The organism is Flavobacterium sp. ZB4P23 (assembly GCF_003970375.1).
Taxonomy (GTDB): domain Bacteria; phylum Bacteroidota; class Bacteroidia; order Flavobacteriales; family Flavobacteriaceae; genus Flavobacterium.
Genome location: NZ_RYDK01000006.1, coordinates 253,216 through 270,359, shown reverse-complemented (window position 1 = coordinate 270,359; position 17,144 = coordinate 253,216). Strand labels below are relative to the sequence as shown.

The following is a 17,144-nucleotide window of genomic DNA, read 5'->3' as shown; positions in this document are numbered from 1 at the left end:
AAAAAGTTTTCAGTTAATAAACCTGTGAAATTAATTCCTACAATTCAGAATGGTAATTTATAACCAAAAACCCAAAATGATATGTAATATTACAAACAATTATCCTGAGTCTATTTCTGTTTAGTCTCTCCCTCATTCGGAGGGAGCCGGAGGGAGGATTTCTTTATTCAAAAACTAGTGTGCTGCTTTTCTCGCTGACATTGATCGTTACAGTATTGCCTAAAATTAAGGCTCTGTTGTCTTGTATGTGTCCCGCCGGGAAATTATACAAAATAGGAATAGAGTATTTTTTGGTTACATCCTCGATAATTTCGATGGCATTTTTCCCCCACGGAATATCATTATCCTTCATCTTTGTCATCGAACCTACCACAATTCCCTTGACGCTTTCCAGGCAACCATTTCGTTTTAAATTCATCATCATGCGGTCAATGTGATACAAATATTCGTCTAAATCTTCTAGAAACAAGATTTTATCGGAACAATCAATCGCAGAGGGTGAACCCAACAAACTGTATAGAATGGATAAATTTCCACCCACTAATTCTCCGGTAGCTTTCCCGGGTCTATTCATTACAAAAGGCGTTATATTGTAGGATAGTTTTTCACCAAATAAAGCAGTCCGCATAGTTTTTATAGCTTCAGGAGTGGCTCTTGGAGCGGTTATCGGCATGATTCCGTGAATGGATTTGAAACCCATAGTGTTCAAATGATTGTGTAAAACAGTCACATCACTAAAGCCAATAATCCATTTCGGATTTTTTCTGAACGCAGTAAAATCTAACAAATCAATCATACGCACGGTTCCGTATCCGCCTTTTACGCACCAAATGGCTTTGATGTTTGGATTGTCCAGTTGCTGCTGAAAATCAGTTGCTCGCTGTTCGTCAGTCCCAGCTAATTGGTTGTTGTCTAAACCTATTGTGCTGCCTATGACCACTTCCAGGCCCCAGCTGCGCAGCAAATCAATAGCGGGTTTCAAGTTATCATCTGTGTTTTTTCGGGCTGTTGCCAAAATAGCTACGGTATCTCCTTTTTGTAAACTAGGGGGTGTAATCATATTGTATTGGGCTTGACTGTTGAAAGATTGTAACACAAAAATAAGCAATAGCAATTGATATAAAATAGAATAACGGGATGTAAAAGTAAATTGATTTTGATTCATGCGGTATTGCTTTTCTGAGAAATTCTAATGATAAAGGCGTTAAATGACAAAAACAAAGATAGACATTTAGAAAATAATTCTAAGTTCACACTCAAATGACTATTTTTACAATAACCAGATTCTAAAAGGGATCTCAGCAACAGCGGTAAATAAATGATATTTATGAGAATTACGTACTGGATTCCTATTCTTTTTTTATTCTTTCCAATTGCAAAAAATACTGCGCAACCAAAAAAATATGTTATTCATACCGTTGCGTTTTATAATTTTGAAAATCTTTTTGACACCATAAACGATCCGGATACTTTTGACGAAGAGTGGACTCCAAAAGGGTTGCAACGCTGGAATTATGGGAAGTACCAAAAAAAATTGGGAAACTTAGCCCGAGTGTTAGCTGAAATTGGTTCAGCTGAAAACACGGATTCGCCCACATTTATTGGCGGTTGTGAAATAGAAAACAGAGGCGTTTTAGAAGATTTAGTAAAACAGCCCAAACTTATTGATAAAGACTACGGAATCATCCATTTTGATTCACCGGACAAAAGAGGAATTGACGTGGCGCTGTTGTATCAAAAAAAGAAATTTCAGCCCACGAGTTATAGTAACATTCCGTTGTACATTTATAAAGAAGGAACCACCACAAACGAAAATTCTAAAGCCAATTCCGAAGAAAAAACAGATGACGAATTGCAAATAAGCACCAAAAATTATCGGGTTTACACACGAGATCAGCTATTGGTAACCGGATTTCTGGACGGAGAGGAAATCAATATCATAGTCAATCACTGGCCGTCGCGTTCTGGCGGCGAGAAAAAATCAAGTCCGTTCCGGGAAGCCGCTGGAGCATTAAACCGAAAAATAATCGATTCTTTGCAACGCATAAATCCAGAAGCAAAAGTGATTACTTTAGGTGATTTAAATGACGGACCATATAATAAAAGTGTCAAATTTGGGCTTGGCGCCAAAGCAAAAAAAGCAGATGTGCTACCGTTTGGGATTTATAATCCCTTCGAGGAAATGGCCAAGAAAGGATTTGGAACTATCGCATTTCGTGATGCATGGGATGTTTTTGACCAAATAATGGTTTCCGAAACCTTACTGCAATCAGACTATTCTAGCTTTCGGTATTGGAAAGCCGGAATTTACAACAAATCTTTTTTGATACAAACCAGCGGACAATACAAAGGCTATCCGTTGCGGCATTCCCCCACCGAAATAGGATTTAGCGACCATTTTCCCGTGTATATTTATTTGATTAAGGAAAAACGGAACTAAAGTGCTTGTACTTTTGGAGAGAATTAGTAGGTTCTATCATTTAAAATCTTAGTACCTTAGTACCTTAAAAACTTTGACCTTCAGAAAAAATGGCAATTGCAAAACCTTTCAACCTCAATAAATGGATTGACGAAAACCGTCATCTGCTGAAACCACCCGTTGGTAATAAAAATTTATACACGGAATCCGGTGATTATATCGTCATGGTTGTTGCCGGCCCAAACGCCAGGAAAGACTATCATTACAACGAAACTGAAGAATTGTTTTACCAGCTTGAAGGCTCCATCAAAGTGATTATTCAAGAAGATGGGGAACGCAAAGAAATGGAATTACATGCGGGTGATATGTATCTTCATCCTGCTAAAATTCCCCATTCTCCAGTGCGTTCCGAGGGTTCTATAGGACTTGTCATCGAAAGAAAAAGAGCTGGAAAAGGATTCACGGACGGATTACTTTGGTTTTGTGATACTTGTAATCATAAGCTGCACGAGGTCTATTTTGAACTTCATAATATCGAGAAAGATTTCCTGCCTCATTTTGAACAGTTCTATACTTCTACAAAGATGCGAACTTGTGAAAAATGTGGAACCATAATGGAAACCGACACCAGATTTGTAGCCAAAAAATAATTTTAAGTCGCTGCTTAGCGTCAGTTCGCTTCCTTCATGTCCCAATATTTCTGAAAATTATATGTTTTTGGCAGCAAAAAATAAAATATTTTTTAGGATAAGAACAGCTCGCGACTTGTCTGTACTACGGAGAAATTGTTTGTATTTTTTGGAGCTATTTCCCGCTATTCGTTGCAATCCACGCCCAAAAGCGTGGGATTTCCACTGCTATCGGGGCTAGGGGATTTGGTATTTTCAGTCACAGCAGAGCCAAAAGCATAAATATTTTTAACATTATGACTTTTGCATAATGTTAAAAATTCCGCTAATCTCATTTGTATAGACTCTTTCATTTTCATAAAGTTAAGATAGTTTATTTTTTTAAAAGATATTTTCTGTTTTATAGATAACAAATCCAGAAAGAGTGGTCTCTTTTATATCTTTGTAACGGTAATTAACAAAGTTTCTACATTATGGCAAAAGGACCCGAAAAAAACACCAAAAATAAGGCGTTGCATACCAAATTGCTCAATCGGAAAAAGACCAAACTTCAAGAAGAAAAAAAAGAAAAAGCGATGCGTTTGAAAGCGTTGGTTACCAAAATGAATCAGAAAAAGCGTAGTGACGAATCTGATGTCATTTAAATGGTTGCGCTAATCAATCGGTGCTAATCTGTGGCTAAAAAAAAACATTTCGATTCTTCACTATTTTGCCCGAAATTTGCAGCACATATTCAAATACAAAACCTATGGAATTCGGTAGAATAATTATTTCAGAAACAGCAATGAACAGTGGAAATCTCCAAGATGTAATTCACTCTAATATATCGGTAATCAACTTAATGCGTGAGGAAGGCGTGAACGATGATTTGATTCACGAAGATGCCATAATGAGTTATTATTTAGATTATTATACCTCACAATATACCGAAGGAAATTTTGCTCAATTTGTTCACAATTCGGGTTGGGATAAAGAACTAAACGAATTGATCGAAGAAGGTTTGGCTTTGATTGGTACTGAAAAGCACTTGGAATTGTTTCAACAACAATCCAAAAAAGTGAAATTAATGAGCAGTGTCAAGCTGAATAAATTCCTGAAAGGAAAACTCGAAGGCGTAAATCCTACTCGAGATTTGCTTAACAACGACACTTTTTTCGAAATTGAAGAAAACTTGATTACGTTGAATGCTACTTTCTTAAAAACACACCCAGATTTTGAAGTTCTTTCTGTAGATGATATGTTTGCAACCTTAGAAGAATTTGTGGGACATGAGATTAAAAGGGAGTAGTTATTTTACATAGAAAAAGTACAAATAAACGTGGAGAGAGTTAAAGTATAACGTAGCGAATCTCTGTGTTTTACATTTGTGTTTTTCTATGAAGTAACTTAAAGCATTCCATTCTTAATCTATCAAGACACAATCGCTTTGGTGTGAAATTTATAGTTGTTGTATTCTATTTCTAAGATGTAGATTCCAGATGCCAAGGTATTATCTGGCGAAAATGTTAAGGTATTTCCATATACTTTGAACGATTTTTGGAAGACTTTTGTTCCTTGAATCGTAAACAACTGCACATTTATGTAATCACTTAAACTGTCTTTAAAATTAATATTGATAGTATTGTTTATAATTGGATTTGGATAAACAACAAAAAAGTGCTCATTTTCATAAGAAACGGTGTCTAAAGTTGCAGTTTTGAACAGGGCTAATTTTGTAAAAGTGCCACCCAAAACTTCCGCAGTTTGTGCTTCACTCATACACAACCAATCTTGCATAATCGAAGAGTAAATTTGTCTAAAGTCAAATTGCATCGCAATCTGGTCTGAAACGGTTGGGTTTAAAGGTATGTTTGGTGAGGTTCCCATCATTCCTGAAACTGGATTTTGAGCGGTTATAGCACTAGATCCAGTATTCAAGGCGGCTCCAAAGAAAATTACAGGTGCAGCAGCTCCATGATCGGTACCAAGGCTACCGTTGCTTTTAATTCTTCGACCAAATTCGCTAAAAGTCATTCCTGTTACTAAATTTGATTTCCCCATAAGCTCTAAATCTTGTTGAAATGCATGTATTGCCTGCGATAAAATACTGAGATTTGTAGCATGAGCACCTTTGGTCTTATCAGCAGCATCCACTTGACCACTGTGTAAATCAGATGTATTAGGGTGATTGACAATGTAAATAGGAGTTTGTAATCCGCCGTTGATTAATTTAGCAACAATTTTTAATTGATCACCTAGTTTATTAGCACTGGGATATGTTGCGGTTTGTGACTGAGCAGTGTTAAAAGCAGTTTGTATTGCAGTGCGATACACATTGCTTTGGTCTTTCATTAAACGTAAAAAAGTCAACTCCGTTCCGTAATCAGAATTAGGTGCGGGATCCGTAATTTGATTAATAACGTTCAAAAGTGCATTTGGATCAGGAGCATTATAACCCATATTAATAGTAGGTCCCTGTAAAGAAAAAGGCAAAGTAGAACCTATTTGAATAGCCAATGGATCAGGCATGGCGCTATTAGGATAACCAATAGGGAAATTAGGATATATGGTATCTAGCGATCGCCCTAGCCAGCCATCATCAAGGGTTTGATTGCTATTAGAAGCTGTAAACCAAATATCAGTTGCTCTAAAATGACTGAAACTTGGATTGGGATAGGAAACCCCTTGAATAATCATTAATTTGCCATTATCATGCAAAGTTTTCATTTCAGACATTGCAGGGTGTATGCCAGTAGTGGTATTATTGGCCAGTGGCAGAACAGAGTTTTGGTTCATCAATATATTCGAACGTGCGTTATTTAAATTTGTCCATTTATCTAAAGGGAAAACGGTATTTAACCCATCGTTACCGCCATTCATTTGAATGATAACCAAAATTTTTCCGCAATTTACCGCTGCGTTTGCCAAAACATCTAATGCATTACTTTCAATTGAAGCTGACGCCATTACAGGAATTCCATTCAAAGCTAAAGGGATGGAGGCTAATGCACTTGTTTTTATAAAACTTCTTCTTTTCATAACTTCAAAAGATTACATTAATTGGTATTCAGCAAGTTGAGTGAGAGTCACAAGCAAGGATTTAAGTCGAGATTTCACAATGTTTCGATTGGTTGTATTTGACGTGTCATTTAGGTAAAGTGTCCAAGCTGAGGTCCAGTAATCATTGCTTGTTTGATTGGAAAGTAGCGATTGAATTTTTATTTGCTCTTTTTGTGTACTACTAATATCAATGGGCAGTAAGTACTGTATAGATTCAGCAACTAATAAATCTGGATTAGCACAAATAGCAGGACTAAATTGTTGAATAAAACCTATTATATCTACTTCTATCCGAGTTGTGAGCAAGTTGTAAGTAAGATTGTAACCGTTGAAAATTTTATTTAAGAAATCGAATCTTTTTTGAGTGGTACTGGAATTGATCCAATATTCATGAAAAGACGGATTTTGATAAAAAGCAACCCAACCGGAAACATTTGGAATTTTCCCCATAGTTTGTTCTAAACCGCTCAAAACAGTATTGTTGAAGTAACTCCAAACTCTGTATTGCGCTTCAAAATTAGTTGCGTCTGTAACCGTATAATTCAAGTTAAAAGTCCGCAAACTACCAATGACCAGATCAAAAGGCGATTTAATGTAAACGCCTCTATTGGCCATATCATAAAAATGTTGGCTTTTGAAAAGTTGGTTTAATACCGGTGCAATTTCCCAATTGTTAGCTACAAATGTTTGTGCTAATGGTCTAATAATGTTTGACTCTATTGTGGCATCGATATCGTAATATATAAAATAGCGATATAATCGGCGGCAAATATATTCTGAAACTACTTGTGATTTTGTGAAAATCATATCAATCAAAGCATCTAACTCTGAAGCACCAGCATTGCTAATGACGGTGTTGTTAAAAAACGAGGAGAACTGCTTATTGCTTGTATCGTGAAAATTGGTATCAAAATTAGTGCTGGGTGTAGCTGTATTTAAATTTACAACTCTCCATCCTGTTAAAACTTTTGCTGCTTGTAACACATCAGCTTCAGTATACTGGCTTAATGGGTCTTTTCCTAACGTAAAAAGCTCCATAAGCTCTCGCGCAAAATTCTCGTCTGGAGATGTTTTTGTGTTGGCTTGATTATTTAAATAGTACATCATAGCGGGCTGTGTAGCCATTTTTCTGATCAGTGTTTTGTAATTTCCAAGCGGATTATCTCGAAACATTTTCATGTAGGAGTACAATATGCGACATGAATTACTGCCCGCATACGAAAATGGTGTACTGCGTACGGTGTCAAAATCTACTGGAATAAAATGATACCAAAACCAAGTCATTTTTTCCTTAATAGTCAAATTTTGATTACAAGCTAAACCAAAATTCCACTGTGATAATGAATCTATTCTTCTCGAGTTAGTGGTATTGGTTCCCGCAGGCAATGGGTCATTTGTCCAGTCAGCTCCGTAGGGCAAGTTGCTCTCATCTGGAGAATAATTATTGTATGAATTTACGGGAGGCGCAGGCGCAGTAGTGCTGATGTTCAACACGGCATTGACTGCATTTGTCATATTTAAAGCGAGTAACACATCAACATCGGCTTTTCTAAAACCATAACCAGTACGTTTTAGCAAATGCAGTACTTCTTGCTTGCCCCAACTACCGCTGTAGGGATTTAATCCACTGTTAACAGGAACTACTCTATCGGTAAAAGCCGATTTTGTAGCGCTTTTAACGCTTTGATATCTTCTGCCTGTAAATATTTTTCGGGAATATTTTTCAAATAATGGATCTTTGGTATCCTGATTAATTTTTAATTTATTTAGTATTAAATTAAATAAATTTCTACGGTTAATAGTATTACTCATAACGATTTCAAATTTGATTTGTACAATCGACTCCCTACTACTTTATTATTTTCTAATAAGTAAAAATAGCTACTCAAAATTATGTTTTTTTACAATACGTTCAACGTGCTATAAATGTTGTACTTAAATAATGTATTGTTCAAATTGCTGCAAAAATTTATAATCGGGTCATTAAAACTACACAAAAAACTTTCTCGATTATTTATTTTATTTAAATCTATAGGCGCGCAAAAAATGGCGGTGCAATTCCCCTTTTTAATTCGATTTTTGATAAAATTTTTATCTCATACTACCAAACATTTCCCTAAATTTGCTTCCATTAATATATAAGTTAGCGTTAAAAAAATCAAGCTATGTTACAAATCGCATTTATTAGAGAGAATCAGGAAAAAGTAATCACCGCTTTGGCAAAGAGAAATATCGATGCTACAAGTGTTGTTGAAGAAGTGGTACAACTGGATGAAAAACGTCGCGCTACGCAAGTGGAGCTAGACAGCATTTTATCCGAATCTAATAAATTATCCAAGGATATTGGCGAATTGATGAAAGCGGGAGAGAAATCTAAAGCCGCAATCTTAAAAGAAAAAACTGTTTTAAATAAAGAGAAAAGCAAGAAATTAGCCGAAACTGCTGATGCACTTGCCGCTGAACTTTTAGAAAAATTATATACCTTACCCAATCTTCCTGCTGATATTGTTCCTATTGGAAAAACACCGGAGGAAAACCTGAACGTTTTTGAAGAAGGGGAAATCCCAGTTTTGTATGAAGGCGCGCAACCACACTGGGAATTGGTAAAAAAATACGACATTATCGATTTTGAATTGGGAGTAAAAATCACAGGCGCAGGATTTCCGGTTTATAAAGGAAAAGGAGCAAAATTACAACGTGCTTTGATCAATTATTTTCTGGACAAAAATACCGCTGCAGGATATAACGAAGTTCAGGTGCCACACATGGTAAACGAAGCATCTGCTTATGGAACGGGACAATTGCCCGACAAAGAAGGGCAAATGTACCATGATAAAACCGATGATTTATACTTAATTCCAACTGCTGAGGTTCCAGTAACGAATTTGTTTCGGGATGTAATTTTAAACGAAAGTGAATTACCGGTTTTGACTACGGCTTACACGCCTTGTTTTCGTCGTGAAGCAGGTTCTTATGGTGCGCACGTACGTGGATTGAACCGTTTACATCAATTTGACAAAGTCGAGATTGTTCGTGTAGAGCATCCCGATAAATCGTATGCAGCCTTGGACGGAATGGTGGAGCATGTAAAAAGTATTTTGCAGGAATTGAAATTACCCTACAGAATATTGCGTCTTTGTGGCGGCGATATGGGATTCACAGCAGCGTTAACCTATGATTTCGAAGTGTTTTCTACTGCACAAGACCGTTGGTTAGAAATCAGTTCGGTTTCTAATTTTGAGACTTTTCAAGCAAATCGGTTGAAATTACGTTTTAGAGATAAAGATGGGAAAAATCAATTAGCACACACCTTAAACGGAAGTTCATTGGCTTTGCCAAGAGTTTTGGCAGCACTTTTAGAAAATTACCAAACTCCGGAAGGAATCGTAATTCCTGAGGTTTTGCGTGCGTATTGCGGATTTGATAGTATCAATTAGTTAAAACACTACTGAAAAATATTTTGTTGATGAAAAAGATTACGGTGTTCTGTGGCTCCAGTTTTGGGAATGAAAAAAATTATGAGGTTCAAGCGATAGTACTGGGACAGGTAATGGCTAAGAAGAACATTGATTTGGTTTACGGTAGCGCAAAAGTGGGTTTAATGGGTGCGGTTGCTGACGGTGTTTTGAGTGAAAACGGAAAAGTATTTGGTGTTTTACCCCGTTTTTTGATGTCTAAGGAAGTGGCTCACGATAATTTGACCGAGTTAATCATTGTGGAAAGTATGCACGAAAGAAAAACCAGAATGAATGAATTAAGCGATGGCGTAATTGCATTGCCTGGTGGATTTGGAACTTTAGAGGAGTTTTTCGAAATGCTCACGTGGGGGCAACTCGGACTTCATAAGAAACCCATTGGGATTTTAAACGTTGATGGATTTTATGATTTATTATTGCAATTCATCCAAAAAATGGTTGATAACGGTTTTTTAAAAGAAATCAATCAAAAGATGATTTTGGTTAGTGATAATGCGGAAGAATTGCTGAACAAAATGGAAAATTACACCGCACCGGAAGTTGGAAAATGGATTAAAAAGGGAAATGAATAAAGACACGAATATGTATTCCAACACCTAATCTGAATTAGAAAAACAGATAAAAAATGAAAAAAATCGTTCTCTTAATACACCTGTTTTTATCGCTATTCGCTTTCGCCCAAAACGAACAATTGGCACAGTATTATTATGACAAGGGCGATTTTGAAAAAGCCAAAATCAGTTATGAAGAATTACTGCAAGAGATTCCATTAAACTCTCAGTATTTTTTAAGAATAATCGATTGTTCACAGCAATTGCAAGAGTTTGAAAGTGCCGAAAAAGCCATTCAAGAACGACTTGACAAGTACAATCAAGGAAATCTTCTGGTAGAATTAGGATATAATTTTCAGTTGCAAAAAAATGATGATAAAGCCAAGATGTACTACGATCAGGCATTAGACCGCATCAGAAAAAATCCAAATCAAGTGTACGGAATTTCAAACACTTTTGAGCGAAAAGTGCTACTTGAATACGCGCTGAAATCCTACCAAATCGCAGTAGAATTAGAGCCTAATTTTAATTTCAATTATCAAATAGGATTGCTTTACGGTCAATTGTCTAATATAGAAATGATGATTTCCACTTTTCTGGATGAAGCGTTTGCTAATCCTCAAAACTCCATTCGAATCCAAAATCAACTGGTTCGTTTTATGGCTGATGAAGGCGATGCAAATTTCAATGAATTGTTGCGTAAAGCTTTAATTGTAAGGACGCAGAAAAATCAAGACATTTTTTGGAACCATTATCTGAGTTGGTTTTATGTGCAGGAAAAGGAATTTGGGAAAGCATTTATTCAACAAAAAGCCATTTATAAACGCAATCCGGAATCGCTTGCTACGATTGTAAATTTAGGGCAACTGGCAATTGAAGAAGAGAATGAGGAAGCGGCAAAGGAAATTTTAGGGTTTGTATTGCAAAACACACTAGATTTAGAATTGCTGATCCAAGCGAATTCGTATTTGATTGCGATGAAAATTGAAAAAGCAACCGAAAAAGACTTTGCCGTTATCAGCAAAGAATTAGACGGTTTGATGAAACAATTTGAAATAAGTCCTTTTACCTTATCTTTGCAGCTGATTCAGGCACATTTCACGGCATTTAAGTTAAAAAAACCGGAGGAAGGAAAGGCAATAATCAAGAGAGCGCTGGAATTGCAATTGAATGATTATCAGGTGGCTGATGCCAAAATGGAACTGGCAGATATTTTGTTGTACGAAGAAAAATTCAATCAGGCGTTGATCTATTATTCGCAGATTGAATTGGACTTGAAGAATGATGTAATGGCGCATGAAGCCAGTTTGAAAGCCGCAAAAACGAGTTATTTTAAAGCTGATTTTGCTTGGGCGTTGAAACAATTTAAGGAATTGAAATCAGCCAATACACAGTTGATTGCGAATGATGCTTTGGAATATTTTCTGTTAATCAATGACAATACCGTCGTTGATTCGACACAAACGGCTTTGAAACAATTTGCCAAAGGAGATTATCTGTTGTATCAAAATAGGAATCAGGAAGCGATAACGCAGTTTCTATCGATTTTAAAAAATCATAAAGGTCAGCAAATAGAAGCCGTGACGTTGTTGCGTTTGGGAAATATTTACGAAGAAACGGGCGATTTTACTTTGGCTTTAAGCCAATACCAAACGATTATGGATCAGTATAGCGATGGGATTTACATAGACGAAGCGCTGTATTTTTCGGCAGAGATATATAAAAAAGAACTGCTATTGCCTGATAAAGCGAAACCTTTGTATGAGAAGATTATTTTTAATCATCAGGATAGTATTTATTTTGTGGAAGCCAGAAAGAAATTCAGGCAATTGAGGGGAGATACTAATTTATAAGTAAATGTTTAATCGGTTAAATGTTTAACCGATTAACCGAAAAAACAATTAACCAGTTAAACAAAAAAAATGATATTATACAACGTTACTACAAACATACACGAAAGCGTGCACGATCAATGGATGATTTGGATGCAACACAAGCACATTCCAGAAATTCTGGCTACAGGAAAATTCTCTTCGGCAAGAATGGTACGGGTTTTAATTGAAGAAGAAATGGGCGGAGTTACCTATTCCGTTCAATATGTGACGGACAGCAAAGACACTTTGGAGAAATATTATCTGGAGGACGCACCTGCTTTTCGTGAAGAAGGAGCGAAGCTGTTTGGAGACAAAATGCTGGCGTTTAGAACGGAATTAGAATTGATTGCGGATTATTAAAAAAGTGTTCAGTGTTCGTCTTTTTAGTGTTCAGTTTGGGAATAATAAATCTTGAAATGGGAAATTGCGATATTAAGTTCAAATTGTAAAAGTAAATATAATTGGAGGTCGCAATTTGCGACCTCCAATTCTGAAAAGATGGGTTTGCGATATGCTCCGATGGCTTTTACAGAACACGGCGTATTAATGTTATCGAGTGTTTTGAATAGTGAAAAAGCAATTCAAACCAATATTCAGATAATGCGGATATTTACAAAAACGAGGCAAATGCTCTCCGATAATTCGGATTTACGTATTGATTTTGAAACAATGAAAAAGAAAATTGAAAATCAGGGAAAAAACATAGTACTCATTTTTCAATATGTAGATGAACTTATGGAAAAGAAAGAAATCATTCCAGAACGAGGAAAAATAGGATATAAGAAGTAGTTGCAATATTGATTTTGCGATAGTTTTCTGGATATTTAATACAATACAGTAGTGCCTTAGGGGCAAAATAAACCTAACAATAAAGTGAGATTGCTTCGTGCCTCGCAAAGACAAACATGGAAAAAGTAAAAGCAAAAAAACACCTCGGACAACACTTCTTGAAAGACGAAAGTATTGCCAAAGACATTGCAGATACATTGAACTTAGAAGGGTATGATGATGTACTGGAGATAGGACCAGGAATGGGCGTTTTGACAAAATATTTGTTGGATAAACCGGTGAACACCTACGTTATTGAAATCGATGCGGAATCAGTGACGTATTTAGACGAAAATTATCCAAAATTAAAAGATAAAATTATTTCTAAAGATTTCCTAAAATACAACATTAACGAAGTTTTTGAAGGAAAGCAGTTCGCAATCATTGGGAATTTCCCGTATAACATTTCGACACAAATTGTTTTTAAAACATTGGAATATCGCCACCAAATTCCGGAATTTGCCGGAATGTTCCAGAAAGAAGTGGCACAACGCATTTGTGAAAAAAAGGGAACAAAAGCGTATGGAATACTGTCGGTTTTGGTACAGGCTTTTTATGATGCCGAGTATTTATTTACGGTAGACGAACATGTTTTTATTCCACCGCCAAAGGTAAAATCAGGTGTTTTACGTTTGCGCAGAAAAAAAGATTACAGCTTGCCATGTGGTGAAAAATTGTTTTTTACGGTAGTGAAAACTGCTTTTCAGCAGAGACGTAAAACGTTACGAAATAGTTTAAAAACCTTAAATTTGTCGGATAGTTTGAGAGAGGATGAAATTTTCAACCTTCGACCAGAACAATTAAATGTAGCACAGTTTATAGCACTCACCCAAAAAATAGAAGCCGATGGAGTTTAAAATCAGCAAAGGATTAATTCAGGAATTAGAGCAACTTATTCAAAACAAAAACGACCAGCAACTGGAAGTATTATTGAATGATATGCACCATGCTGATATTGCTGAAATTCTCGATGAGCTTGATTTTAATGAAGCGACCTATATTTTTAAAGTATTAGACAGTGAAAAAACTGCTGAAATTCTTCTGGAACTAGAAGATGATTTGCGGGAAAATATATTAAGCAGGCTTTCGCCAAAAGAAATTGCAGAAGAGTTAGATGAGCTGGAAACCAATGATGCAGCTGATATTATAGCGGAGCTTTCACAAGATTTGAAAGCCGAAGTAATATCAGAACTTCAGGATGTAGAACATGCCAAAGATATTGTTGACTTATTGCGCTATGACGAAGATACCGCCGGTGGAATCATGCACAAGGAATTGGTAAAAGTCAATGAAAATTGGAATGTGCTTACTTGTGTCAAAGAAATGCGCATTCAGGCCGAAAATATCTCCAGAGTCCATTCGATTTATGTGGTGGATGATGAAGACCGATTGAAAGGGCGTTTATCCCTCAAGGATTTATTGACCACTTCTTCCAGAACCCCAATTAATGATGTGTACATCCGGAAATTAAACTCCGTAAAAGTAGATACAGAAGATGTTGAGGTAGCCCGAATTATGCAGAAATATGATTTAGAAGCTATTCCTGTTGTAGATGAATTAGGAAGGTTAGTGGGTCGAATCACTATTGATGACATTGTGGATGTAATCAAGGATGAAGCCGATCAGGATTACCAGTTGGCTGCAGGTATCTCGCAAGATGTTGAAGCCGATGACAGCATATTTGAACATACAAAAGCACGGTTGCCTTGGTTAGTTTTGGCTCTTTTAGGCGGTTTTATCTCCGTAAAAGTGTTGGGATTGTTTGAAGGCGCAATGCTGCAACATGGTAATTTATTCTTTTTCACGCCCCTTATTGCTGCGATGGCAGGAAATGTCGGTGTACAATCCTCGGCAATTATTGTACAGGGTTTGGCTAATAATACGTTGAGCGGATCGCTATTTAATAGATTAGTTAAGGAAGTCTCCCTAAGTTTATTAAATGGATTGATTCTGGCTACAATATTATTTTTAGGAAGTCATTTTCTATTGGATGTTGAAATGATAATTGGCGTTATTATCTGCGTAGCATTAATTTCAGTAATTATTATTGCTTCATTAATAGGGACTTTTATCCCGTTATTGCTGGATAAATTTGGTATTGATCCCGCATTGGCAACTGGTCCGTTTATTACAACCAGTAATGATATTTGTGGCATTTTGATTTATTTTTCGATAGCAAAAATGATTTTAGGGTTTTAAGATAGAAGTAAGAGAAGAGAAAAAGAATAGAGAACAAAGAGAATAGATAGGAAATACAACAACAAACGAATACATCTATAACTATACAACCAACACTTTTTCCAGACGGCTTGCTTTCTTTTGGAAAGTCCCGAAGCTTCTGGAGGGGAGAGGAAAAACCACAACCAGCATGAAAGTACACATTATTGGCGGAGGAAACTTAGGAGTTTCTATCGCATTAGGATTATCAAAATTTTCGCCAGATGACCAAGTTACCATAACCCGAAGAAACACCTCCAGCATTCTGTATCTTGAAAAATTAGGAGCAACAGTTTCTACAAATAATATGCATCAGATTCAGGAAGCCGATGTCATTATTTTGACCATCAAACCATACCAAGTAGACACTGTTTTGGCCGAAATTCTTCCCGTAATTTCTAATAAAATCATCGCCTCGGCAGTGAGTGGATTGTCGATAGAAAATCTGCAAAACAAAATCGGTACGGCTAATAGTGCCATCCGAATCATGCCCAATATCGCGGCACAGTTTGGCGCCTCAGCCACCTGTATTGCGTTTAATGAAAAAGACAAAGAGCAGGCACAAGATGTTGTTTCCCTTTTTCAGAATTTGGGAACCGCTCCTATTATTGACGAAAAATTAATGGATGCTGCAACCGTTTTGGCGGCCAGCGGAACCGCTTTTGCCTTGCGCTACATTCGGGCCTCAATGCAAGCCGGTATCGAAATAGGATTTGACTGGCAAACCGCCTTAGCCATCTCGGCACAAACGGTAAAAGGTGCTGCCGAAATGCTACTAGAAGAAAAAGTACACCCGGAACAATTAATTGACCGTGTCACCACGCCACAAGGCTGTACCATAGCCGGATTGAACGAAATGGAAATGCACGGATTCAGTTCGTCCCTGATACGAGGCATCAAAACATCCTTGAAACAAATCAAGGGGTAGGCGCATAGTTTTGTAATTTTTTCGTTAATTATGCTGCGCAAACGTCTCCGACTTTGCGCAATTTTTTTCTTAAAAGGGATGAATATTGACATTTCATATTTGTATTAACACTCAAATAAATCTTATATTTGAAAAAAACAACCATGAAAAAACTACTCCTATTAATCCTTATTTTAATTTCAAGTTATACTGTGAATGCGCAAAAAGACGAACAAAAACAAATCCTTAAACATGTAGTGATGTTTGGTTGGAAACCCGGTACAGATGCAGCAGCAATTGACAAAGTAGTCACTGCTTTTGGAAACTTAGAACATAAAATCAAATTGATCAAAGCGTATGAATGGGGAATTAATAACAGTCCTGAAAACCTGAATAATGGTTTGACCCATTGTTTTGTGTTGGCTTTCACCAGCGAAGCGGACAGAGATGCATATTTAATTCATCCGGATCATAAAGCTTTTGTGGCTGTTTTGAGTCCGGCACCAGATAAAGTTACCGTAGTAGATTATTGGACGAATAAGTAAACAGAAATCTGGTTTAAAAATTTAAATAACAGAGAATAACACTAATAATCAATAAATGAGAAAAGTTTTAGTAGTCCTGATTTTAGCATTCAATCTAAATGCAAATGCCCAAGAAGTAACCGTTGAAAAATCAATTTTTGGTATACAAACCGGATTCGGAGTACACGCAGGAATTTGGTTTAACAATGAAAGTAAGGTGTCTAATAGTATCGCTGTGCGCAGTGAAATCGGTCTTGAAAAAGATTTTACGGTAGGAGATCACTATGATGGAACCGGTTTTATTTTGCAGCCAGTAGTCACTTTAGAACCAAGGTATTACTATAATCTGGAAAAAAGGAATTCAAATGGGAAGCAAATCGCCAATAATAGCGGGAATTATTTTTCCATTAAAACAAGTTACCATCCGGATTGGTTTGTGATTAATCTTGCAGATAACGTTACAAAAACGGCTGATTTAGCAATTGTACCCACTTGGGGTTTGAAGCGTACTATTGGGAATCATTTTACCTATGAAACTGCGGTAGGATTTGGGTATCGAGTGGTTTATTTGAAAGAGAATTCGGTTAACGGTAATGTCCAGAACACAGATGGATCATACAATAGAAACCAATACATTCCTTATTTACACCTAGGAATTGGATATACTTTTTAGGGTAAAT

Annotated in this window: 17 protein-coding genes; 14 read left to right on the top strand and 3 right to left on the bottom strand. The window is 36.5% G+C overall.

Annotated features, from left to right (window positions below; all coding sequences use genetic code 11):
- Positions 1-163 precede the first annotated feature (163 nt).
- Positions 164-1,165: an LD-carboxypeptidase gene (locus EKL99_RS11675; protein WP_126567872.1), complete on the bottom strand. Its 1,002-nt coding sequence runs from the start codon at positions 1,163-1,165 to the stop codon at positions 164-166.
- A gap of 162 nt (positions 1,166-1,327) precedes the next feature.
- Between EKL99_RS11675 and EKL99_RS11670 the strand changes: the two genes are divergently transcribed.
- From EKL99_RS11670 to EKL99_RS11660, 4 genes are all read left to right on the top strand, one after another.
- Positions 1,328-2,440 carry an endonuclease/exonuclease/phosphatase family protein gene (locus EKL99_RS11670; protein WP_126567873.1) on the top strand — a complete coding sequence of 371 codons (1,113 nt, stop codon included), beginning with the start codon at positions 1,328-1,330 and terminating at the stop codon, positions 2,438-2,440.
- Positions 2,441-2,529: 89 nt separating this feature from the next.
- Positions 2,530-3,069, top strand: coding sequence for a 3-hydroxyanthranilate 3,4-dioxygenase (locus EKL99_RS11665; RefSeq protein WP_126451913.1), 540 nt, complete (start codon positions 2,530-2,532; stop codon positions 3,067-3,069).
- Positions 3,070-3,521: 452 nt separating this feature from the next.
- A complete protein-coding gene (locus tag EKL99_RS14545) occupies positions 3,522-3,692 on the top strand; it encodes a hypothetical protein (RefSeq protein WP_197037238.1) in 171 nt (56 codons plus the stop codon).
- 104 nt (positions 3,693-3,796) lie between these two features.
- Entirely contained in the window at positions 3,797-4,336 is a 540-nt protein-coding gene (locus tag EKL99_RS11660) for a DUF4375 domain-containing protein (RefSeq protein WP_126552947.1), read from the top strand.
- A 122-nt stretch (positions 4,337-4,458) separates the two neighbouring features.
- Here the strand turns inward: EKL99_RS11660 and EKL99_RS11655 are convergent, their stop codons facing one another.
- Positions 4,459-6,066 (bottom strand): DUF1501 domain-containing protein, encoded by a 1,608-nt coding sequence (locus EKL99_RS11655; RefSeq protein WP_126552949.1) that lies wholly within the window; start codon positions 6,064-6,066, stop codon positions 4,459-4,461.
- A gap of 12 nt (positions 6,067-6,078) precedes the next feature.
- On the bottom strand, positions 6,079-7,899 hold the full coding sequence (locus tag EKL99_RS11650; protein ID WP_126552951.1) for a DUF1800 family protein: 1,821 nt from the start codon (positions 7,897-7,899) through the stop codon (positions 6,079-6,081).
- Positions 7,900-8,252: 353 nt separating this feature from the next.
- Between EKL99_RS11650 and serS the strand changes: the two genes are divergently transcribed.
- From serS to EKL99_RS11600, 10 genes are all read left to right on the top strand, one after another.
- Positions 8,253-9,524, top strand: a complete 1,272-nt coding sequence (gene serS / locus EKL99_RS11645) for a serine--tRNA ligase (protein WP_126577000.1) — start codon at positions 8,253-8,255, stop codon at positions 9,522-9,524.
- Between the two features lie 29 nt (positions 9,525-9,553).
- Positions 9,554-10,135, top strand: coding sequence for a TIGR00730 family Rossman fold protein (locus EKL99_RS11640; protein ID WP_126576999.1), 582 nt, complete (start codon positions 9,554-9,556; stop codon positions 10,133-10,135).
- A gap of 53 nt (positions 10,136-10,188) precedes the next feature.
- Positions 10,189-11,967 carry a tetratricopeptide repeat protein gene (locus EKL99_RS11635; protein WP_126576998.1) on the top strand — a complete coding sequence of 593 codons (1,779 nt, stop codon included), beginning with the start codon at positions 10,189-10,191 and terminating at the stop codon, positions 11,965-11,967.
- Positions 11,968-12,036: 69 nt separating this feature from the next.
- Positions 12,037-12,348: a DUF4286 family protein gene (locus EKL99_RS11630; protein WP_126451918.1), complete on the top strand. Its 312-nt coding sequence runs from the start codon at positions 12,037-12,039 to the stop codon at positions 12,346-12,348.
- 138 nt (positions 12,349-12,486) lie between these two features.
- On the top strand, positions 12,487-12,777 hold the full coding sequence (locus tag EKL99_RS11625; protein WP_126567941.1) for a hypothetical protein: 291 nt from the start codon (positions 12,487-12,489) through the stop codon (positions 12,775-12,777).
- Between the two features lie 116 nt (positions 12,778-12,893).
- On the top strand, positions 12,894-13,673 hold the full coding sequence (gene rsmA / locus EKL99_RS11620; protein ID WP_126457893.1) for a 16S rRNA (adenine(1518)-N(6)/adenine(1519)-N(6))-dimethyltransferase RsmA: 780 nt from the start codon (positions 12,894-12,896) through the stop codon (positions 13,671-13,673).
- Positions 13,663-15,015 (top strand): magnesium transporter, encoded by a 1,353-nt coding sequence (gene mgtE, locus EKL99_RS11615; RefSeq protein WP_126552959.1) that lies wholly within the window; start codon positions 13,663-13,665, stop codon positions 15,013-15,015. Before rsmA ends, mgtE begins: the two co-directional genes overlap by 11 nt.
- Positions 15,016-15,184: 169 nt before the next feature.
- Positions 15,185-15,961 (top strand): pyrroline-5-carboxylate reductase, encoded by a 777-nt coding sequence (gene proC / locus EKL99_RS11610; protein WP_126576997.1) that lies wholly within the window; start codon positions 15,185-15,187, stop codon positions 15,959-15,961.
- A gap of 143 nt (positions 15,962-16,104) precedes the next feature.
- On the top strand, positions 16,105-16,485 hold the full coding sequence (locus EKL99_RS11605) for a Dabb family protein (RefSeq protein WP_126576996.1): 381 nt from the start codon (positions 16,105-16,107) through the stop codon (positions 16,483-16,485).
- Positions 16,486-16,540: 55 nt separating this feature from the next.
- A complete protein-coding gene (locus EKL99_RS11600) occupies positions 16,541-17,137 on the top strand; it encodes a hypothetical protein (protein ID WP_126576995.1) in 597 nt (198 codons plus the stop codon).
- Positions 17,138-17,144 lie beyond the last annotated feature (7 nt).